At 67.3% G+C, this 20,993-nt stretch carries 21 protein-coding genes; 17 read left to right on the top strand and 4 right to left on the bottom strand.

What is annotated here, in order from left to right; translation table 11 throughout:
* Positions 1 to 342: 342 nt before the first annotated feature.
* Entirely contained in the window at positions 343 to 645 is a 303-nt protein-coding gene (locus tag AMYHA_RS04330) for a DUF4190 domain-containing protein (protein WP_051399531.1), read from the top strand.
* Positions 646 to 648: 3 nt separating this feature from the next.
* Here the strand turns inward: AMYHA_RS04330 and AMYHA_RS04335 are convergent, their stop codons facing one another.
* Positions 649 to 1,314, bottom strand: coding sequence for a DUF899 domain-containing protein (locus tag AMYHA_RS04335; protein ID WP_034268191.1), 666 nt, complete (start codon positions 1,312 to 1,314; stop codon positions 649 to 651).
* An 82-nt stretch (positions 1,315 to 1,396) separates the two neighbouring features.
* On the opposite strand from AMYHA_RS04335, the gene AMYHA_RS04340 reads away from it, so the two are divergent.
* The 10 genes from AMYHA_RS04340 (at position 1,397) to mbp1 (ending at position 11,368) form a co-directional block, all read left to right on the top strand.
* Positions 1,397 to 1,858: a winged helix-turn-helix transcriptional regulator gene (locus tag AMYHA_RS04340; RefSeq protein WP_034268194.1), complete on the top strand. Its 462-nt coding sequence runs from the start codon at positions 1,397 to 1,399 to the stop codon at positions 1,856 to 1,858.
* 139 nt (positions 1,859 to 1,997) lie between these two features.
* A complete protein-coding gene (locus AMYHA_RS04345; RefSeq protein ID WP_034268196.1) occupies positions 1,998 to 2,750 on the top strand; it encodes a 3-hydroxybutyrate dehydrogenase in 753 nt (250 codons plus the stop codon).
* Positions 2,751 to 2,776: 26 nt separating this feature from the next.
* Positions 2,777 to 4,687 carry a helix-turn-helix domain-containing protein gene (locus AMYHA_RS04350; RefSeq protein ID WP_051399532.1) on the top strand — a complete coding sequence of 637 codons (1,911 nt, stop codon included), beginning with the start codon at positions 2,777 to 2,779 and terminating at the stop codon, positions 4,685 to 4,687.
* 104 nt (positions 4,688 to 4,791) lie between these two features.
* Entirely contained in the window at positions 4,792 to 5,568 is a 777-nt protein-coding gene (locus AMYHA_RS04355; protein WP_051400322.1) for an ABC transporter ATP-binding protein, read from the top strand.
* 10 nt (positions 5,569 to 5,578) lie between these two features.
* Positions 5,579 to 6,253, top strand: a complete 675-nt coding sequence (locus tag AMYHA_RS04360; protein ID WP_196776833.1) for an ABC transporter ATP-binding protein — start codon at positions 5,579 to 5,581, stop codon at positions 6,251 to 6,253.
* A gap of 46 nt (positions 6,254 to 6,299) precedes the next feature.
* The gene (locus AMYHA_RS04365) at positions 6,300 to 7,562 is read left to right on the top strand and encodes an ABC transporter substrate-binding protein (RefSeq protein WP_196776834.1); all 1,263 of its coding nucleotides are present in this window, start codon (positions 6,300 to 6,302) and stop codon (positions 7,560 to 7,562) included.
* An 83-nt stretch (positions 7,563 to 7,645) separates the two neighbouring features.
* On the top strand, positions 7,646 to 8,521 hold the full coding sequence (locus AMYHA_RS04370; RefSeq protein ID WP_034268201.1) for a branched-chain amino acid ABC transporter permease: 876 nt from the start codon (positions 7,646 to 7,648) through the stop codon (positions 8,519 to 8,521).
* Positions 8,518 to 9,549: a branched-chain amino acid ABC transporter permease gene (locus tag AMYHA_RS04375; protein ID WP_084036801.1), complete on the top strand. Its 1,032-nt coding sequence runs from the start codon at positions 8,518 to 8,520 to the stop codon at positions 9,547 to 9,549. The genes AMYHA_RS04370 and AMYHA_RS04375 overlap by 4 nt, the downstream gene beginning before the upstream one ends.
* Positions 9,550 to 9,565: 16 nt before the next feature.
* Positions 9,566 to 10,969, top strand: coding sequence for a tannase/feruloyl esterase family alpha/beta hydrolase (locus AMYHA_RS04380; RefSeq protein WP_051399533.1), 1,404 nt, complete (start codon positions 9,566 to 9,568; stop codon positions 10,967 to 10,969).
* Positions 10,970 to 11,146: 177 nt separating this feature from the next.
* Positions 11,147 to 11,368, top strand: coding sequence for a microaggregate-binding protein 1 (gene mbp1 / locus AMYHA_RS04385; RefSeq protein ID WP_034268203.1), 222 nt, complete (start codon positions 11,147 to 11,149; stop codon positions 11,366 to 11,368).
* A gap of 58 nt (positions 11,369 to 11,426) precedes the next feature.
* Here the strand turns inward: mbp1 and AMYHA_RS04390 are convergent, their stop codons facing one another.
* Positions 11,427 to 12,515: an SAM-dependent methyltransferase gene (locus AMYHA_RS04390; RefSeq protein WP_034268206.1), complete on the bottom strand. Its 1,089-nt coding sequence runs from the start codon at positions 12,513 to 12,515 to the stop codon at positions 11,427 to 11,429.
* 199 nt (positions 12,516 to 12,714) lie between these two features.
* Between AMYHA_RS04390 and AMYHA_RS04395 the strand changes: the two genes are divergently transcribed.
* The gene (locus AMYHA_RS04395) at positions 12,715 to 15,570 is read left to right on the top strand and encodes a BTAD domain-containing putative transcriptional regulator (RefSeq protein WP_169732897.1); all 2,856 of its coding nucleotides are present in this window, start codon (positions 12,715 to 12,717) and stop codon (positions 15,568 to 15,570) included.
* A gap of 79 nt (positions 15,571 to 15,649) precedes the next feature.
* Here the strand turns inward: AMYHA_RS04395 and AMYHA_RS04400 are convergent, their stop codons facing one another.
* A complete protein-coding gene (locus AMYHA_RS04400; protein ID WP_034268210.1) occupies positions 15,650 to 16,156 on the bottom strand; it encodes a hypothetical protein in 507 nt (168 codons plus the stop codon).
* Positions 16,157 to 16,233: 77 nt separating this feature from the next.
* Positions 16,234 to 17,676, bottom strand: a complete 1,443-nt coding sequence (locus tag AMYHA_RS04405) for a serine hydrolase domain-containing protein (RefSeq protein WP_034268213.1) — start codon at positions 17,674 to 17,676, stop codon at positions 16,234 to 16,236.
* A 212-nt stretch (positions 17,677 to 17,888) separates the two neighbouring features.
* Between AMYHA_RS04405 and AMYHA_RS04410 the strand changes: the two genes are divergently transcribed.
* The 5 genes from AMYHA_RS04410 to bfr all read left to right on the top strand — a co-directional run bounded on the left by AMYHA_RS04410 (position 17,889) and on the right by bfr (position 20,899).
* The gene (locus AMYHA_RS04410) at positions 17,889 to 18,320 is read left to right on the top strand and encodes a hypothetical protein (RefSeq protein ID WP_157361807.1); all 432 of its coding nucleotides are present in this window, start codon (positions 17,889 to 17,891) and stop codon (positions 18,318 to 18,320) included.
* A 77-nt stretch (positions 18,321 to 18,397) separates the two neighbouring features.
* Positions 18,398 to 19,090, top strand: a complete 693-nt coding sequence (locus AMYHA_RS04415) for a hypothetical protein (protein WP_051399534.1) — start codon at positions 18,398 to 18,400, stop codon at positions 19,088 to 19,090.
* 96 nt (positions 19,091 to 19,186) lie between these two features.
* Positions 19,187 to 20,029: a 3-hydroxyacyl-CoA dehydrogenase family protein gene (locus AMYHA_RS04420; RefSeq protein WP_034268216.1), complete on the top strand. Its 843-nt coding sequence runs from the start codon at positions 19,187 to 19,189 to the stop codon at positions 20,027 to 20,029.
* Positions 20,030 to 20,142: 113 nt separating this feature from the next.
* Complete coding sequence (locus AMYHA_RS04425) at positions 20,143 to 20,343, top strand: (2Fe-2S)-binding protein (protein WP_034275781.1); 201 nt, start codon at positions 20,143 to 20,145, stop codon at positions 20,341 to 20,343.
* 70 nt (positions 20,344 to 20,413) lie between these two features.
* Entirely contained in the window at positions 20,414 to 20,899 is a 486-nt protein-coding gene (bfr, locus tag AMYHA_RS04430) for a bacterioferritin (protein ID WP_034268218.1), read from the top strand.
* The last annotated feature ends 94 nt before the right edge of the window (positions 20,900 to 20,993 follow it).

Consider the following 20,993-nt stretch of genomic DNA (forward strand, 5'->3'; position numbering starts at 1 on the left):
ACTCCGCGTAGAAGGCGTCGAGGAACTCCTCGGCGCCTTCCGGCGCGGTGACGTCGAGACGTACCGCGTGCTCATCCTGGGTCACTTCGAAGTCGAAGAACGCGCAGCTTCTCGCTGTTCGTTCGACGTTGGATCGTTCCGCATGCGACTCGCCTTCGGCTGTGCTTGGGTTATTACCGGACGAACCGTAGACCTTGGAGCGCGCTCCAAGGTCAAGTATCGGCCGGTTTCGAGGCTCGTGGTGATAGGGCACATGCTGGGTAACCAGATACCGACCTGCCGGAGCCGACGGCTCGGCGATGCGCTGACAACTCGCGACAGGCGCGAAAGGGAGAAGTTCCCATGACACAACAACCTGAGCGCTCCTATAGTCCAGCCCACTATCCGCAATCGACCAACGGGTTCGCCGTCGCCTCCCTGGTGCTCGGAATCTTGTTCATCGGCGGCCTCGGTTCGGTGCTCGCGCTCGTTTTCGGCTACATCGCCAAGAACCAGATCGACCAGTCAGCCGGATCCGAGGGTGGCCGTGGGATGGCCATCGCGGGAATCGTCCTCGGCTGGATCGGCCTGGCGGGCATCGTGCTGATGATCCTGCTGATGGTGTCGGGGACGTTGTTCATGTCGCCTGGCTCGATGGGGGTGTGAGCGCTACTCCGTCTCGTACTCGTCGTGCAGCCGCCACCACACGTACGGCGGAGTCTGCGGCCAGCCTTCAGGTGAGTCCTCCCAGGTTTCCTGCCTGCCGAACGGCGTCAGGTCGAGGAACGTCCAGCTGCTGCCGAGTCGTTCGACGCCGCGTCCCGTGGTGAAGTACGTCCGGTACACCTCGTTGCCGTCGCGCAGGAAGACGTTCAGCCCGAAGCCGTCGCCGGCGTCCATGTCGTCGTGGAAGTCGTTGCCGAGCGACGAGTACCAGGGGATCGTCCAGCCCATCCGTTCCTTGACGCGCAGGATGTCGGCCAGCGGGCCACGGGACGTCAGCGCGAACGACGTGTCGCGTGCGTGTAGGTGCGCGAGGTGGCCGACGTTGTCAGTGAACATCGAACATCCCGGGCAGACGTTGTCGACGTCGCGCCACATGAAGCAGTACACGATCAGTTGCCGTCGCCCCTCGAACAGGTCGAGCAGGCTCGCTGTGCCGTCCGGTCCCTCGAACGTGTAGTTCTTGTCCACCCGCGTCATCGGCATCCGCCGCCGCTCCGCCGCGAGCGCGTCCGTCGCGCGGGTCAGCTCCTTCTCCTTCTGCAGCAGTTTGTGGCGTGCGGCCTGCCACTCTGCTGCCGAGACGACCGGCGGTGTGGCCGTGTTATCCATGCTTCCTCCTGTGAGTTCCCTGAGGGAACCTACTGTAGTGCTGTGAGTTCCTTTAGGGAACCCATTGTCGTAGGATGTGCCCATGCAGCGAACCAAGTTCGGCGACATGGCATGCTCCATCGCCCGCACATTGGACGTGATCGGCGAGCCGTGGTCGCCGCTTATCTTGCGCAACGTCTACGTCGGCATCACTCGATTCGATGAGTTGCGGCAGAACTTGGGAATCTCGCGCAAGGTGCTTGCCGAACGGCTGAAATGGCTGGTGGAGAACGGTGTTCTCGCGCGTGAGGAGTACTCGGCACGCCCGCCGCGCTACGAGTACGTCCTCACGCCACGGGGGCAGGAATTGTGCGACCTGCTGCTGGTGATGGTGCGCTGGGGTGATCGGTGGCTCGCGGGTGAGGCGGGTCCGCCGGTGCTGTATCGGCATCACGCCTGTGGCGAGGTCAGCCACGTTGAGCTGCGCTGTGCGTCGTGCGGCGCGCCGATGCGCGCCACCGACGTCGATGTCCTGCCCGGCCCTGGTGCTGAGCCGTCCGCGTAGGACCTGGCGCTCTCGTTCACCTCCGCTGAGCTGCGGCCCACCCATCCAGGGGTGTGTGGGAGCCATACATGATCGACGCCGTAGGTATGGGTTCCTCCGACGTGGAGCGGACACGCTCTGTCGTCGTAGGTTCACCGCCATGAGTGCGGGCGATCTGTCGGGCCGGAGGGCCCTGGTCACCGGGGCCGCGAGCGGAATCGGGCTGGCCTGTGCGGTGCGGCTTGTCGAGGAAGGGGCGGCGGTGGTCGCCGTCGACCGGGATGCGACCGGCCTTGCCGAGTTGGCCAAGGCCACCGACGTCGAGCAGGTCGTCGTCGACCTCTCCCGGCTCGACGACATCGACCGGCTGGACCTCGCCGTCGACATCGTGGTCAACAACGCCGGCTTGCAGCACGTCGCGCCGATTCAGGACTTTCCGCCCGACAAGTTCTCCTACATCCTGCGCGTCATGCTCGAAGCGCCGTTTCGCATCGTGCGCGGCGCGATCAGCCACATGTACGCCAACGGCTGGGGCCGCATCGTCAATATCTCCAGCGTGCACGGCATGGTCGCGTCCCCGTACAAGGCCGCTTACGTCGCTGCCAAGCATGGCCTCGAAGGGCTCGCCAAGGTCATCGCGCTGGAAGGCGCCGCCCACGGCGTGACGTCGAACTGCGTCAACCCCGCCTACGTGCGCACCCCGCTTGTCGAGAGCCAGATCGCGTCGCAGGCCAAGGCCCACGGCATCACCGAGGACGAGGTCATCGAGCGGATCATGCTGGACCGTGCCGCGCTGAAGCGCCTCATCGAACCCGAGGAGGTCGCCTCGTTCGTCGCTTACCTCTGTTCCGACGCGGCATCGTCGATCACCGGCTCGTCGATGCGGATGGACGGCGGCTGGACCGCGCACTGACAGCCACGAACAGGGGTCGGAAAGCCATGGCGGCTGCGACAATCGGGGGCGTGTTCTGGAACGACTTCCTCCGGCTGCTCGCTCGCGACGCGGCAGCGGTCGAGTTCGAGGGACCGCTGCTCGCCGCACGGGCGCGCGGCGAATCACCGGAGGTGATCGAGGAACTCGAAGAGGGCAAGCACCTCGCGCTGCAGGTCAGGGAGATGCTGGCCAGCAGACGCCGCAGGGAAGGCCAGCTCACCGCGCTGTTCGAGACCGCTAGCGACCTCGCTCGGCTCTCCGACCTCGATTCCGTGCTGAACGCGATCGTCCGGCGGGCTCGGCAGCTGCTCGGCACCGACATCGCGTACCTGACCATGCACGACCCGGAGCGCGGCGACACCTACATGCGCGTCACGGACGGCTCGACGTCGGCGGCGTTCCAGCAGGTCAGGCTCTCGCTGGGCGAGGGGCTCGGCGGGCTGGTCGCGCAGACCGGCATGCCCTACTTCACCTCGAACTACATGGCCGACCCACAGTTCCGGCACGTGCAGACGATCGACTCCGCTGTCGATCAGGAGGGCCTGGTGTCGATCCTCGGCGTACCGCTGCAGATCGGCTCGCGGGTGATCGGTGTGCTGTTCGCGGCCAACCGCGCCGAACGGCCATTCACGCGGGAGGAAGTCGCGCTGCTCGGCTCGCTCGCAGCGCACGCCGCCGTCGCGATCGACCAGGCGCGACTGCTCGAGGAAACCAGGGTCGCCCTCGACGAGCTCAACAGCGCCAACCGGCTGCTGCAGGAGCACAGCGAAGCCGTGGAGCGCGCTGCCGCGGCGCACGACAAGATGGCGCAGCTCGTGCTGACCGGTGGTGGTGTCGCCGAGCTGGCCGTCAGCACCGTCGAGGTCATCGGCGGTTCACTGCTGGTGCTGGACGAACACGACCGCGAGCTGGCCAGCGTCGCCAACCCTGAGCCGATCGAGCCGCAATCGCTCGCGGGCGCGGTCGCGGCGTCCCGGGCGAGCGGACGATCGGTGCGCGAGTCGGGGCACTGGGTCGCCGCCGTCTCCGCGGGCACCGAACATCTTGGCGCGCTGGTGCTCAGCGGCAGATCCGAGCTGGAGGAGGCCGACCAGCGCATCCTGGAGCGCGCGGCCGTCGTCACCGCGCTGCTCCTGCTGGCACGGCGTTCCGGGGCTGAGGCGGAGAGCCGGGTCAGGGGCGAGCTGCTGGACGACCTGCTGCGGCGGGGCGACCTCGATCGCGCGGCGCTGGACGCGCTGACCGCGCGGGCCGACCGGCTCGGCGCCGACCTGGACGCGCCGTATTCGGTCTTCGTCGCCGACGTCGGCAGCGCGGATCGGCAGCGCGCGATCCTGGCCGCCAACCACATCGCCCGCACCCGCTACGGGCTCGGCGGCAGTTTCGACGGCAAGATCGTGCTGCTGCTGCCCACCGAGGAGCCTGGCAAGGAGGCGGCCGCGCTCGCGGCGGAACTGGGTCTGACGCTCTCGGCCGAGGTCACGGTCGGCGGCGCGGGACCAGCGCGCGGCGCGGCGGATGTGGCACCCACCTACGCCGAGGCGCAGCGTTGTCTTGGCGCACTACGCACACTCGGCCGCACGGGTGAAGGCGCCAGCGCCGCCGAAATCGGCTTCGTCGGCCTCGTGCTCAGCGACCAGCCGGACGTCGACGGGTTCGTCACCGCGCAGCTCGGGGCCATTGTGGACTACGACAACCGGCGCGGCACCGACCTGATCGGCACGCTGCGCACCTACTTCGCCTGCAACGGAAACCTCGCGAAAACCAAGGACGCGCTGCACGTCCACGTCAACACCGTCGCGCAGCGCTTGGACCGGATCTCGCGGCTCATCGGCGACGATTGGCAGACGCCGGAGCGGATGCTGGAGCTCCAACTGGCGCTGCGGCTGCACACGCTGCGGCTCGGTAAGCGCTAGCACGCGCTGCCGCCCCATGTGAATGACAGCCATACACCATTCGCGATTTATGTGTCGCGGCCCTATGTCGCTGGGGATTGGCGATTCCTAGTGTGATCGCCGTGATGAACGCCACAGCGTCTACGGCAAGCGCCGATCCAGTGCTGCGCACCAGCGGGCTGTCGAAAGAGTTCAGCGGTTTTCGCGCCGTCAGTGACGTCGACCTCAGCGTCGCTGACGGCGCCGTGCACGCCCTCGTCGGGCCGAACGGTGCGGGCAAGACGACGCTGTTCAATCTGCTGACCGGCTTCATCAAGCCGACAAGCGGCACGATCACCATCGAGGGCCGCGATGTCACCGGCATGCGCCCTGAGCAGATCGCGCAGCGCGGTGTCGCGCGGTCCTTCCAGATCGCCAGCCTCTTCGAGGAACTGACCCTCGCCGAACACGTCGAACTCGCGCTGCAGGGACGTGACGGCACGGGTTACCGCTTCTGGCGGTCCGACAAGCGGCTGCGCCGGTATGCCGCCGAGACCGACGGCCTACTCGACCAGGTCGGGCTCGGCGGCATGTCCGGCGTCCCAGCGGGCAGCCTCGCCTACGGGCAGAAGCGCGCGCTGGAACTGGCGCTCGCGCTGGCGCTGTCCCCGAGACTGCTGCTGCTCGACGAGCCGACGGCGGGTATGGGCGTCGAGGATGTCGCGCGCACCATCGAGCTGATCAAGCGAGTGCGTGCCGACCGCACCATCGTGCTCGTCGAGCACAACATGCAGGTCGTCAGCGACCTCGCCGACACCGTCACCGTGTTGCAGTTCGGCAAGGTACTCGCCGAGGGCGACTACCAGTCGGTGCGCAACGACCCTGACGTCATCACCGCCTACCTGGGGGAAGCCGTTGCTTAACGTCGACAACGTGACCGCGCGCTACGGCGAGGCACAGGTGCTGCAAGGGGTGTCGCTCGACGTCGACACCGGTGAGGTCGTGACGCTCGTCGGGCGCAACGGCGCGGGCAAGACGACGTTGCTGCGCTGCCTGATGGGGCTGCACCGGTCCATGACCGGCGACATCCGGTTCGACGGCACGAGCATCGCGACGCTGTCGCCGCACAAGCGCTGCCGCGCGGGCCTCGGATACGTGCCGGACGACAGGGGTATCTACGCCAGCCTGTCGGTCGAGGAGAACCTCACGTTGCCGCCGGTGGTCGGGCCGGACGCCTGGTCGCTGGAGAAGGTGTACGAGACGTTTCCCGTGCTGGCTGAGCGGAGACGGCAGGCAGGCACACACCTGTCTGGGGGCGAGCAGCAGATGCTCGCCATGGCGCGGGTATTGCGCATGGGTGCCCGCATCCTGCTCGCTGATGAGCCGACCGAGGGGCTCGCGCCGCTCCTGGTGCGGCAGATCGGCGAGATCATCCGCACGGTCAAGGAACACGGCGTCACGGTGTTGCTGATCGAGCAGAACGTCCACTTCGCATCGACGGTGGCCGACCGGCACTACCTGATCGCTCAGGGACGCGTCGTCGAATCGCTCGACAACGCGGAGGTCGAACAGCGCGAGCACGAACTGCTGGAGTACCTCGGCATCTGACGAGGCATGTGACCCGGCAGCCATCCACGACTAGGGAGGAACTCACGTGGCAACCAAGCTCACAACAGCGGGTGCGCTCACCGCCACCATCGCGATGGGCGCCGTGATCGCCGGGTGCGCCGGTGCCGGCGGGCCGCAGAGCGACAGCGGCGCGATCACCGACGACGCCATCAAGCTCGGGGTGATCACCGATCTGTCCGGTGTGTACTCCGAGCTGGCTGGACCGAACGCCGTCGAGGCGGTGACGATGGCCGTCGAGGACTTCAAGGCCGAGCACGGCGAGGACGTCGTCACGCAGAACATCGAGGTGACCGACGCCGATCACCAGAACAAGCCGGAGATCGCCAACACCACCGCGCGGGAGATGTACGACCGCGACGGCGTCGACGCGATCTTCGACGTCCCGACGTCGTCAGCCGCGCTCGCGGTGGCGAACGTGGCGAAGCAAAACCAGAAGATGTACTTCAACATCGGCGCAGCCACCACCGAACTGACCGGCGAGCAGTGCAACGCCTACACCTACCACTACGCCTACAACACCTACATGCTCGCGCACGGCACCGGGAAGACCGTGACCGAACAGGGCGCGGAGAACTGGTACATCATCTACCCGGACTACGCGTTCGGGCAGGACATGAACAAGAGCTTCACCGCGGCGATCAAGGACGCGGGCGGCTCGGTGGTCAAGGCGGACCCGACGCCGTTCCCGAACGACAACTTCTCGACGTTCATGACCAAGGCGCCGACGCTGTCGCCGAAGCCGGACGTCATGGGCACCATGCAGGCTGGCGGCGACCTGGTGAACGTCGTCAAGCAGTACAACGAATTCGGGCTGCGGGACAAGGGCGTCGAGCTGGCTGTCGGGCTGATGTTCGACACCGACATCGCCTCCATCGGCGTGGACAAGCTCGAAGGCACGCTCTACACCACGCCGTGGTTCTGGAACCTGGACGACCAAAGCCGGGAGTGGGCCGACCGATTCAAGGACCGCACCGGCACGCGTCCGACGTTCGACCACGCCGCGAACTACTCCGCCGCTATGCAGTACCTGCAAGCGATCCAGCGCGCGGGCTCCGATGACGCCGACACCGTCCGCGAGGAGCTGGACGGCCACACGTTCGACGACTTCTTCGCCCGCAACGCCGAGTTCCGCGCAGCGGACCACGCCGTGACCCACGACGCCCACCTGGCAAGGGTGAAGGAAGAGTCCGATGTGGAGGAGGACTTCGACTTCACAGAGCTCGTCGAGACGATCCCGGCCGACGAGGCCTACATGGACGCGGCCGACTCCGGCTGCGAGATGGGCTGAACCGGGGGTGCCGCCGGTGGCCATTCCTCGGCCACCGGCGGGTCCGATGTTCGTGACGTTTCTCAGGGTGAGGTGACACGCAGGTGAGCGGACTGCTGCAGCAGTTGTTCAATGGCCTGGTGAGCGGCAGCTTCTACGCGTTGCTCGCACTCGGCCTCTCGGTGATCTTCGGCATGCTCGGCGTGGTCAACTTCGCCCACGGCGCGTTCTACATGCTTGGCGCGTTCGGTGCGTTCGTGTTGCTCGACAGCGCGGGGCTAAGCTGGTGGCTGGCGCTGCTCGTGGTGCCGATTCTGCTCGGCGTCATCGGCATGGTGCTCGAGCGGCTGTTCGTGCACCGGTTGATGCACCTGTTCCCGCTGTACAATTTCCTGCTGACGTTCGGCATCGCGCTGATTCTGCAGGACCTGATCCGGATGAAGTACGGCGTCACGTCACAGCCATACGCGCGACCGTCCATCCTGGATGGATCTGTCGATCTCGGACTGTTCACCTACCCCAAATACCAGGTGTTCGTGTTCGTGTTCTCCATCGCGCTCTCCGGGCTGGTGTGGCTCGTGCTCTCCCGCACCCGCGTCGGCATGATCGTGCGAGCGTCCACCGAGCGCGCCGAGCTGACCCAGTCGCTCGGCATCGACGTCCGGCGCTGGGTGACGCCGGTGTTCGGATTCGGCATCGCGCTCGCCGGTCTGGCTGGGGTGCTCGCGGCGCCGATGCGGGCCGTGAACTCGTCGATGGGCGCCGACCTCATCATCGTGATCTTCGCGGTCGTCGTGATCGGCGGGTTGGGCTCGGTGCTCGGCTCGGTCGCTGCCGGCTACATCGTCGGCATGGTGACCGCGATCGGCAATTTCTACGTTCCCGCGCTGTCGCAGAGCCTGGTGTTCGTCCTCATGGCGCTGGTGCTGCTGCTACGGCCAGCCGGACTGTTCGGCCGCGAGGAAGGCGTGCACGCATGATCCTGACCAGGCTTGCCACACTCACCAACGGCTGGAACCCGGCGCTGCGCATCGGACTGCTCGTCATCGGGCTCGTGCTGGCGTTCGGACTGCCATGGGTGATGTATCCGCCGGTCGCGCTGGACATCGCCGCGTGGGCGCTGTTCGCTGTCGCGCTCGACCTGCTGCTCGGCTATACCGGGATGCTCTCGTTCGGACACGCGGCGTTCTGGGGATCGTCGGCGTACGCGACGGGGATCGTCGCGATCGAGACCGGACTGCCGTTCCCCGTCGCGGTGCTCGGCGGTGCGCTGGTGGCGGCGGCGCTCGCGCTGCCGATCGCGATGCTGTCGGTACGCCGCTCCGGCATCTACTTCGCCATGGTGACGCTGGCGTTCGCGCAGTTGGTGTTCTTCATCGCGAACCAGTGGCGTTCGGTCACCGGCGGTGAGAACGGCCTGCAGGGGATCCCGCGCGAGTTCTTCGGACTCGATCTGTCGGACTCGTTTTACTTCTACTACGCTGCGCTGCCACTGATCCTGCTCGGCCTGCTTGGCGCATGGCGAGTGGTGCACTCGCCATTCGGCAGGGTGATGGTGGCGATCCGGGAGAACCAAGCGCGGGCGCGGGCGCTTGGTTACCCGGTCGACCGCTACAAGGTGCAGGTGTTCGTGCTCTCGGCGTTCCTGGCCGGACTCGCGGGCGGCGTCTACGCGATCGGGCACGGATTCGCCTCGCTGCAGGAGGTGTACTGGACGACGTCCGGCAAGGTCGTCGTGATGAACATCCTCGGCGGCATGGGCACACTCTGGGGGCCGGTGCTCGGCGCGGGCATCATCGTGCTGCTCGAGGACTACCTCGCCACCGCTGGCATCGACGCGGTCGGCCTGGTCACCGGCCTGATCTTCGTCGTCACCGTGCTGCTGTTCCGGCGCGGCATCTGGGGAACGGTGCGACACCTGGTGCGCTCGCGGCGGCGTCCCGACGAGCGGGCCGCCGCTCAGGAGGGAGAACCGGAGTCGAGACCGGCCCCGGCACGGCAAGGGTGATCGAAGGGAGCTTCACATGCGCGGCAGAATCGTGCTGGCGATTGTGGTCGCCGCACCGCTCATGGTGACAGGCACCGCGGTGGGTAGCACGGCGGCGGACGCTGTGGGGTGTGACGGCATCGACCGGATCGACGTTCCCGGTGCGGTGCAACAGAAACAGGCGTGCCTCGACGACCTGACGACGGCGGGCACCACGACGTCAGGGCACACCAACCAGAGCGACTGGTCCGGCCTGCACGCCTCCGGCACCGAGAACCCGACCGGCGTGCCAGGCGTGCAGGTCGACGGTTACTTTCCCGACGAGTCGACCGGCAACACGAACAACGGCTGGGCGCACGACTCGCAGTTCGTGATCCGGCTGCCCGAGGAGTGGAACGGCAAGGTCGTGATCACCGGTGCGCCCGGTGTGCGCAGGCAGTACGCCAACGACTACATCATCAGCGACTGGGTGCTCGCGCAGGGCTACGCGTTCGCGTCAACGGACAAGGGAAACACCGGTGTGACGTTCTATGAGGACGGTGCCCGGCCAGGCGACGCCGTCGCCGAGTGGCACCACCGGGTCACACAGCTCACGCGCGCGACGAAGCGGGTGGCCCGGCAGTACTACGGCGATCGTCCACATCGGACGTACATGACCGGAATCTCCAACGGCGGCTACCTGACCCGCTGGGCGCTGGAAAAGCACCCCGAGCTCTACGACGGCGGCGTGGACTGGGAAGGCACGCTGTTCACAGCGGACGGTCCGAACCTGTTCACCTACCTGCCCGCCGCGCTGCGGAACTACCCGAACTACCGCGCCACCGGCGATGAGGACGCGCACCAGGCGATGATCGACGCCGGATTCGAACCTGGCTCGGAGTTCCTGTGGGACTACCATTACGCCTACTACTGGGACCTCACCCAGCGCGTTTACCGCGAGGAGTTCGACCCGGACTACGACGGCGCGCTACAGGCTGGCATCCCGTTCTGCCAGCCGGGCACGCCGAACTGCGATGCCGACTACGACTACGCCTCGCGTCCGGAGAGCGTGCACGACGCCGTCGGGCGGGTGTCGAACACGGGCGACATCGGTAAGCCAATGATCACGCTGCACGGCACGCTGGACGCACTGCTGCCGATTCGCACCGACTCCGACGTTTACCGGGACATGGTGCGGCGTTCCGGTGAGGCTCGGCAGCACCGGTACTACGTCGTTGAGGACGGCACGCACGTCGACGGTCTGTACGACGAGTATCCGGATCGGCTACGGCCGATCCTGCCCTGCTACCGGGAGGCGTTCGACGCGATGGTGAGCTGGGTTGAGGATCGTGACCGCCCCGCCCGCAGCGGCACCATTCCCAACGCCGACGTCGAGGATCCGGTGAACGAGTGTGCCCTCCCCAGCCCGGGCTCCGGCCGTGGGCGTGTCCCCCACTCCTGACGCCGTGTCCTGCGTTCGGGACGTTGTGTCCTGCACTCAGGACGCTGTGTCCTGCACCGGGGACGCTGTGTCCTGCATTCCTGCCCGCGAGTTCTCCCGAGTGAGCTTGACCAGGTTTGAGCAGCCGCCGTCACTGGCAATCCGATGGGTGTCATCACAGGAAGGAGGATTCCCACGATGGCGGATCAGCAAGGCATCAAGGGCGTTATGGAAAACGTCAAGGGCCGGCTGAAGGAATCGGCAGGCACGCTGCTCGGCAACGACGAAATGCAGCGTGAGGGACAGTCGCAGCAGAACAAGGGCGAGTCCCAGCAGCAGGTTGCCGAGCACGAACGCCAGGCCGAACAGGCTCGCCAGAACGCTGCCGCGGCTGAACAGGACGAACGGCGACAGCGGTAATGGCGCTATGCGATGGCCCGGCGGCACACACCGCCGGGCCGTTTCACGCTGGATGCGCCTACTTACGCAGCAGGTAGAATCGCCAGAAGTCGTTATCGATGTCCAAAACCTCGGAGTCGGTGTAGCCCGCTTGCCGCGCCCAGCGCAGCACCGTCGGCGTGCGCAGGACGGTGCCGCTGACCTCGACCGGGTCCTCGGCGATTGTCGCCGCGACACAGTGCAGCACACTCCATCCGAACTGGAAGCGCTCCATGAGGTCGGCCGGTGCCGTCAGCTGGTCGCCGACCCGCTCATCGCCGATAAGCACCGCGCCGTCTTCAGCGAGCACGGATCTCGCGGCCCGCAGTGCGCCGACCGGGTCGCCCATGTCGTGCAACGTCTCGAACATCATCACCAGGTCGTAGGTATCCTCCGCCTGGACCTGAGCCGCATCGCCGACAACGAACGTGACGCGATCGGCCACACCAGCCTCTGCCGCGATTTCGCGCGCCTGCGCGACCGATGCTTCGTCCAGGTCAACGCCGACGACGCTAGCCCTGGGGAACGCTTTCGCCAGCGCGATGCTGGAATGGCCGATGCCGCAGCCCAGGTCGAGCACCTTCGCCGTCGGTGCACTCCGCAGCCGCTGTTCGACCGTGGGTGCCGCCGCGATCCAGTCCGCCAACTCGTTCACGAACATCGGGCGGTTGACACCGGCGATGCCCTCACGGATGTCGATTCCGTACGCCTCGTACGGCACGCCGCCGCCGGTGCGGTAGGCCTCAAGAAGCTGTGGCAGGACGCTTGTGCATCCGGCGAACATCCTGGTCAGCGGTGCGACGTGGAAGGGACTGTCCGGGTCGGTCAGCACCTCGGCGTTGTGCTCGGCCAACCGGTACCTCCGCTGCTCCGGTTCTACGCCCGGGTTGTCGCAGTCGATGTAGCCAGCGGCTGCTTGCTGCGACAGCCACTCGCTCGCGTATCGCGTCGCGATGCCCGCCCGGTCCGCGAGGTCGCGCTCGGTGGCGCCATCCGTGGCCGCGAGTGCGTGGTAGAGGCCGAGCTTGACGCCGAGGTAGACGCTGAGTGTTTCCATCGACCGAGTGACGTCTTCGAGCAACCGCTCCGCGAACGCCTCGCGTGGATCGGTCTCGGTAATCGCAGTCATGCCAGAACTCCTTTGTGTCGCCTCTCATCCGTACGAAGCCACGGTCGCGCGCGGCGATCACCGCTGGCGTACAACCGGAGTTCTCGTCGTGTACACGGTCTGTACTCGATGTCGATTAGGGTGTTCAATGTCCGTTCGACAGCGTGGCTGATGCTGTTACCGGACGCAGCAGAGGCGCACCGGGAGGACAATGACGCGCGTGCCCTCAGAGGTGGAGTTTGGCGTCCTCGGGCCGATCGAGGTCAGAGTCGATGGGCGCCCACTGGCGTTACACGGGACGCGACAGCGAGCAGTGCTCACATCGCTGTTGTTGCGCAGTGGCACCGTCGTGCCGCTTGACCGGCTCGTCGACGACGTCTTCGGCGAACAACCGCCTGACGACGCACGCAACGCGGTGCAGACCTACATCGCCAGACTGCGCAAAGCCCTGGGGCCAGCGGCGCGGTTGGTGGTCACACGGTCACTCGGCTACCAGCTCGACATCCCTGATGACGCCATCGACGCCTGTCGGTTCGAAGCACTGTGCACTAAAGAAAGCACTGCTCTGGAAGATGTCGACGCGGCGCTCGCGCTCTGGCGGGGACCTGCATATGGGGAATTCGCGGACGGTTTCGCGCGGGGCCACGCACTGCGGCTGGCGGAACTGCGCCTCGCGGCGATCGAAGACAGGGCGGAACTGCTGCTCGACGCTGACCGGGCGACAGACGCCGTGTCCTCGCTAGAGGCTCTCATCGACGAGGCTCCGTGGCGGGAACGTGCGGTCACGCTGCTGGTCACCGCGCTCGCGCGACAGGGGCGCACCGCCGACGCGCTGGCCGCATACCGCGCCTACCGGGACCGCATCAGGGACGACCTTGGCCTCGACCCGTCACCGGAAATTCGAGCGCTGGAACAACAGGTGCTCAACCGTGACGTGAGTAGTGCACCGAAACCAGAGCCCCGCTCTCTCGTGCCCGCGCGGACGACGACCTTCCTTGGGCGAGACGACGAACTCGACGCCGTCGCACACGCGTTGGGGCCGGGCAGGGTGGTCACCTTGGTGGGACCTGGCGGTGTCGGCAAGACCCGTATCGCCGCGGAGGCGGCTGAGGCCGAGCACGACGTGTGGTGGGTGGACCTTGCCGCGTTGCAGGACGACGCTGCGCTGCCTCGTGCCGTCGTCGATGCGATCGGGCTAGACGTCCAGCCTGGCGACACCGGCATCGACACGCTGCGCGGCTGGCTGCGCACGGCCGACGGCCTGCTGGTGCTGGACAACTGCGAGCACCTGCTTGGCGGGACGTCGGCGCTGGTAGACGAGGTGCTCGCGGTGCCGTCGCGGGCGCGGCTGCTCGCGACAAGCAGGCAGCGCATCGGCGTCGCGGCGGAAGACGTGCTGGCGGTCGGCCCGCTGCGGCTGCCGGAACCCGGCGAACCGGAGGATGTCGCACCCGCCGTCCAGCTGTTCCTTGACCGTGCCCGCGCCGTGAATCGGCCCGCGGAGCCGCGTCTGCTGCGCCGGATCGCCGAGCTGTGCCGCGCCCTCGATGGCCTGCCCCTCGCGATCGAACTCGCCGCCGCACGGGTCGGCACGCTGACCGTGGACGACCTCGCCGACCGGCTCGACGCCCGGTTCGAGCTGCTCAGGGGCGCACGTGACCGGGCGCGGCACAACACACTCGAAGGCGTCGTCGACTGGTCGTTCGACCTGCTCACCGAGGAGGAACAGTTGCTGTTCCTGCGGCTCTCGGTGTTCGCCTCGGCGTTCGACCTCGCGGCGGCCGAGGCCGTCGTCGCGGACGCCGACCTGCCCGCGAGCCGCGTCGCGGACCTCGTCGCCCGGCTGGCCGATCGCTCGATGCTGACGCGGCCGGGGACCTCTGGCGTCGGCAAATACCGGATGCTGGAGACGTTGCGGCACTACGCCAGCTCACGGTTGCCTGACGCCGCGCGGGACGAACTGCGGCGACGGCACGCGGAGTTCCTGACGACCTTCGCTGAGCGCGCCGAGGCCGGGCTGAACAGTGACGACGAGGCCGCGTGGGCGCGTGCGGTCGAGGGCTGGCTGAGTGACCTGCGCGCGGCCTGGCGCTGGGCGAGTGAGGCGCGGCCCGGCCTCGCGGTGCGGCTGGCCGCTGCGCTGATGTGGTTCGGCTACTGGCGGCTGCGGGCCGATGTGCTCGCCTGGGGCGAGTGGGCGGCGCGGGAGGTGCCGTCGCACCCGCGTCTGCCACAGGTTTATGCCGCCGCGGCGCACGCGGCGTGGTTCGGCGGCAAACTGGACTTCGCGCGTGAGCTGGCCCGACGTGGCATCGACGTCGCTGGCGGCGAGCAGGCCCCAGCCGCCGCGGCCGCGCTCAACGCGCTTGGGGACATCGAGCTACTCAGCGGTGCCTTGGACGACGCGCTGCCCGCCTACACGAGTTACGCCGCGCTGAGCGAGCGGACTGGAGATGCCGTCGGGTATGCGTTCGGCCGGGCGAACACCGCGTTGGTACTGGCCTACGCCGGTGACGTTCAGGCTTCCGCCACCGCTGCGGATGCCGTTGCGGCCGCCTACCGGGCGGCCAACCCGACCGTGATCGCGTTCGCCCTGTTCGCGCAGGGCGAGGCGCTGGCTGACGATGATCCGGACCGCGCATCGACCGCGCTCGCCGAAGCCCGCTCGGTCGCGGCCGACGTCGGTAATCCGTTCGTATCCGGTGTCGCGCTGACGGCGTCGCTCGCGTTGAGTGGACGCCGTGGTGAGCCCGCGGAGGCGTTGGCGCTGTTCCGGCACGCCGTCGAGCACTGGCAGCGCACCGGCAACCGCACGTTGATCGTGACGACGTTGCGCAACCTGGTGATCCTGCTCGCGCGGACCGGGCGCGACCTACCCGCCGTCGAGCTGGCTGCCGCGCTGGAGCACACCGCGCACGCCAGGACGTATGGCGTCGAGGCACAGCGCATCGAGACCGCGCTCGCGGCCGTGCGACAGCGCCTTGGCGACGATGCTTACGCCCGTGCGTGGGCTTCCGGGGCGTGCCGGAGCCTGGACGCTGCGGCTGAGCACGCCGCCGCGATCCTGCGGGCATAGCCGCGAGTCGCACCGTATCCCGCGCGAGCCGCACCTTATTGGCCGCGAGTTCCCTGTTCCGAAACCGCGAGTTCCGCGATCAGGTCTCGATACGGACGCGGTGCCGCTCCGGCTGTCCCGATTCGTCCGCGGCGCGGACCAGGCTGACCGTTCGCCCTGCGAGCATGTGCTGTTTGCTGCCCGAGTGGTAGGTGAAGTCGCCCGCTGCGCGTTGTCCGCTGGCCGTGGTCAGCACGATCTTGAGGTGCGTGATCGGTCCGACTAAGCACTGTTTGCCCGGTGGGCAGGTGTCTTCAACGCGCTCGCATTCGATCGCGATCGTCGCTCCGTCCGCCAACGTCGCTCGTTCGCCGAGGGCGAGGTCCACGGTCCCGTCCGATGCCACGCTGCCGACGTCGGCAAGGCGTTCGGGACACTTCCACCCGGTGTTGTCAGCGGTGGGAGTCCCACGTGTCGGTGTATTCGTGGTCCGGCTGGGCTCGCGCGGCTCGGCGGCTTGGGCGCAGGCCAGCACCACGAACGCCGCGACACCGCACAGCGCAAGCAGTCGGACGCCGCGCACCCACTCAACCGGGACGATCTTCACACCCCCCAGCCTAAGCGCCGCGAGCGGGGGATACGACGCACGGGAAGCCCGGACGTCGTATCCCCCGCTCCGTGGCGTTAGCCCGCTGGCACCCAGGCGTCGTCGAACGCCGTGGCCAGCACGCCACAGGTGGAGCCGTAGTCGCCGCCCGAGGAGTTGATCACCAGCGAGGCGTCGACGTGGATCGGGAACGACAACACGCAGCTGGTCATCGCGCCGGTGCTGATACCCCACGCGCCGTTGTGCCCGTAGTAGGTGCCATGCTCGCCGCCCACCGTCTGTAGCCCGAGCTTGCCGTCGCGCATCAGGTCGCGGGTCGCTGGCGACAGCAGCTCATCGGTGTAGCGCAGGTGCGAGAAGAACCCCGTCAGATCGTTCGCCGACAGGTAGTAGCCGTACCCACCGCAACCCGCGACGTACGACTCGGTCTGCCAGCCGGATGCGTCGTCGTACGGGAACCGGTACAGCACCGTCGCGTCCGAATCGGACGGTGCGCAGCTACCCGTCACGCCGACGCTGGCGAACAGGTCTTCCATGTGGTCGTTGAAGATCTCGGCGGTCAGCTCGTCCCACTGGGCGGCGAGCGGGACGGAGAAGTCATAGCCGGGCACCTCGGTGTCCAGCAACATCGCGGGCAGCATGATGCGGAAGATGCCGAAGTTCATGTTCGCGTACGAATACGACGTGCTACCGAGGTCCTGCTCAACGGCGATTTTGATGTTGTCGTAGGCCGCGGTGACCTTGCCGCCCTTTCCAGTGGCGGTTTCGTAGTTCTGCCTCAGCCCGCTGGTGTGCGTCATGAGCTGCTGGAACGTCAGCTCGGCGACGCCGTCGCCCGGCTCCCAGGTGCCTGGCAGCCATGGCCCGATCTGGTCATCGACGTCGATGCCTTTGTCCGCGAGGACGCGCAGTGCGGCGACTGTCGTGATCGGCTTGCTCACGCTGGCAACGGTGATGTCCTTCATGGCGGACTGCGGCACCGGCCCGCCGTCCGCCGCCGTGCGCGCAAGGCCGACGCCGCCCTGCCGGGACAGTTGGCCTGCCTCGCCGATGGCGTACGCGAAGCCGACCGTTTCACCCTGCAGCGTGACCTTGATGTTCTGCTCGAATACCTCGACGTCGAACACCTCGGTGGTCGACGGGTCTTTCAGCGAGCCGGGACCGCCGGGGGTGATGGCCTGTCCATCACCGATGGTCAGCTGCTCCGGTTCGGCCGCCGCACCGCGTTCGTCCAGTGGTGCGTGGTCAGCCTCGGCGAGGAGCCGTGTGTAGCTGGCGGGCAGTTCAGGGTGTTGTGCGGGGCGTCTGTGCTGCGTCTGGGGTCGCGAAGCCGCCTTTCGCTCCGGCTGGGGCTCACCAGAAGGGCTGGTGCTCGACGGAGCGGAGGGCGGTGTAGCGGCTGCGGCGGCGTCGCGGACGTCGTCGTTCACGGAGCCGGTGGTGCATGCGGTGCTTGCCATGAAGGCGATGGCGAGCGCCGCGGTCGCATACCGGAGGTGGGACGGTGTGGTGTGGGACATGAGGTCCTCCTTTGCTTGCTGGATGAAGCAAGGAGGCGTTCGCGTACCGCGAAGTCACACAATTTCCCCGCGAATGGTGCCAACGGCGGGGCAAAAACTACGCAGCAGCGTCGTAGCCGGTGATTCCAGTCATGACACCGCCGCGAAGCACTGAGGATGGCGTCGGATCCGCATACGATCGCCCACGACGTACCCCGAACCCCAGGATGTGGATGCTGTCCCGTCGACGTCTGATGCTTGTCGCCGTCCCCCGCCGGGGTGTGGTGGCGGCACTCGTCGTCCTCGCGGCGGCGGCGCTGACCTGGCATCTGCTGGGACCGCACTTCGCGCACGCCTCCGGTGGCCACGGCGAGCCGGTCCTGGCATCTGAACAACATCACGACCAATCCGAACACCACGACGAATCCGAATACCCGGACGACAAGCACTGCGAAGACGCCGAACCGTGCCCCGGCGATGGACACACCGGCACATGCGGCTACCTGCTGCAGCAGGACAACGAGGACCAGGTCGCGCCAACGGTCGACGCGGTGTGGCATGTCTGTGGTCACCCGGGCCGCACACCGTTCACCCAGGACGCCGGTTCGCAACGCAGCAGGGCGCCACCGGATCCGGTTTGTGAGCTCCAGGTCATTCGTGTCTGATCGTCTGCCCGGTCACAGGCTGTCCGAATGACCGCAGCGACGACCGTGTGTCGTCGCATCACGATCAAGGAACTCACATGCACCGTGAAACCAAGACCGATACCAGGCTTGCCGTCCTCCTTGCCGCGTTCGCCTCGATCGGGGCAGGAGCTATCCACGTCGCCGTCGTCCCGAACCACTGGCAGGAATGGCCGCTGTCCGGCGTGTTCTTCGCCGGCTTGGCGGCGTTCCAACTGGGCTGGGCCGCCGTGATCATCCGCTGGCCTCGGCCGACCATCCTCGGCATCGGCCTGGTCGCGAATCTCGGCGCGATGATCCTGTGGGCGGTCAGCCGCGTCTGGGGTGTCCCGTTCGGCCCGCACGCTGGCGTCCCGGAAGCGGTCGGCGCGCCCGGCGTGCTGACGATGGTGCTTGAGGCGAGCATTCTGCTCGGCGTGACATGGAGCCTGCTGCCGAGGCACCGCAGTGCGCTGCTCACTACCGGTGGGTACCGCTTCGCGGTGACCGGCGCCGCGCTGGCGATGCTGATGTTCATGGCGTCAGGCGTCATCACCGGGCTGGAACACACCCACAGCGGAGCCGAGGGGCACCACGGGCCGAACGAGTCGAGCCAGCACGATGGTGACCCCCCGAAGCAGTCGCCGAAACCGGAGCCGTCCCGGCCCAACCAGCCCGCGGAGCCGACGCAGCAGGCGCCGACGCCGACGACGCAGCCGCCCGCCGAGGGCAGCTCAGATCACGATGACGGCGATGACCACAGCCACGGGTAACTGTCAGCTGCCGACCTCCCGAGCGATGTACTGTCCGGCAGGGCCGCCGAGATCTGGCGGCCCACGGGTACGGAAACGATGATGTGGGGAGCGGGCATGAAGCGGATCGGCGTGATCGGTGGCGGCACGATGGGGATTGGCGTCGCCTACGTCTTCGCGGCGGCGGGATGCGAGGTAGCGCTGGTCGAGCCGGACCAGGAGCAGGCAACGCGAGCTGCGGAGACGATCGCGCGACAGGCCAAACGCGCGGAGGAGAAGGGCAAGCTGGACACGACGTCCGCCGCGGTGGTGCCGGAGCGAGTGCGGATGCTCGGGGCGGTGACGGAGCTGTCGCCGGGGCTGGACCTGATCGTGGAGGCCGTCCCGGAACGTCTCGCGCTGAAGCGCGATGTGCTCGCCGAGGCGCAGCGGCGCGAGCCCGTGATGTTGGCGTCCAACACCAGCGGTCTCAGCATCGATGCGCTCGCTGAAGGTCTCGACCGGCCAGCCGACTTCCTCGGCATGCACTTCTTCAACCCGGTGTGGTCGATGCCGCTGCTTGAGATCGTGCGCGGGGCCGCGACGTCGGACGAGTCGGTCGACGCAGCTAGGGCCGCAGCCGAGCTGATCGGCAAGCAGACCATCGTGGTCCGCGACGTGCCCGGCTTCGCCACCAGCAGGCTCGGCGTCGCGATCGGGCTGGAGGCGATCCGGATGCTCGAAGAGGGTGTCGCCTCCGCGGCGGACATTGACCGCGCGATGGAACTCGGCTACCGGCACCCGATGGGCCCGCTGCGGCTGACCGACCTGGTTGGCCTCGATGTCCGGCTCGACATCGCCCGCCACCTCGCGGAAAGCCACGGCCCACGGTTCGAGCCACCGCGACTGTTGGTCGACAAGGTCGCCGCTGGTGAGACCGGCAAGAAGTCCGGCACGGGGTTCTACGACTGGAGCTCGTGACGCGACGAGTGTCGTTTCGCCCACGTCGGGCAGCGGGGCCTTGCGGGATCCGAGTTGATCTGTTGTGCTTAGGCTAACCTAATATTCGAGTGAGTGAGGGGGTGGCACTGCCCGTGTACGCGTGTATCTGTGCCGCCGTGACGACGTCGCAAGTTGAGGCCACGATCCTCGCTGGAGCGCGCACCGTGTCCGAGATCGGCGAACGGTGCTACGCCGGCACGGGTTGTGGGAGCTGCGTCGAGCGCCTCGAAGAGCTCATCGAACAGTCAGAGCCCTCGTCGGAGAGTGTGGGGAAGCTGCAGCGAAGCGCCTGAGAACGTCTCCAGTTGTGACGCTGGTCATGCCCGAGTACGGTCCGGTAATTAGCCGGATCGGAGGTAGGTCATGCGCGGAGACGACGAGGTCATCGAACTCCTGAATGAACAGCTCACCAGCGAGCTCACCGCGATCAATCAGTACTTCCTGCACGCGAAGATGCAGGCCAATTGGGGCTTCACCAAGTTGGCCGAGCACACGCGCGCGGAGTCGATCGAGGAGATGCAGCACGCCGAGCTGATCACCGATCGCATCCTCTTCCTCGAAGGGTTGCCGAACTACCAGCGGCTGTCCACGGTGCGGATCGGCCAGACGGTCAAGGAACAGTTCGAATCCGACCTCGCGATCGAGGTTGACGTGCTGAACCGGTTGAAGCCCGGAATCAAGATGTGCCGGGACAAAGGCGACATCACGTCCGCGAATCTCTTCGAGAAGATCCTCGCGGACGAGGAGCACCACATCGACTACCTCGAAACCCAGCTCGAGCTGATCGGCAAGCTCGGTGAGCAGCTGTACCTGAGCCAGCTCGTCGAACGCCCGCCATCGGCCGGGTAGCCGCGAGTCCCGCGTTGCGGCATGGCGAGTTCCGACTTCTGGCGTCGCGAGTCCCGCGTTGCGGCATGGCGAGTTCCGACTTCTGGCGTCGCGA

Origin of the sequence: Haloechinothrix halophila YIM 93223, from assembly GCF_000504245.1 — a bacterium.
Classification (GTDB): domain Bacteria; phylum Actinomycetota; class Actinomycetes; order Mycobacteriales; family Pseudonocardiaceae; genus Haloechinothrix_A; species Haloechinothrix_A halophila.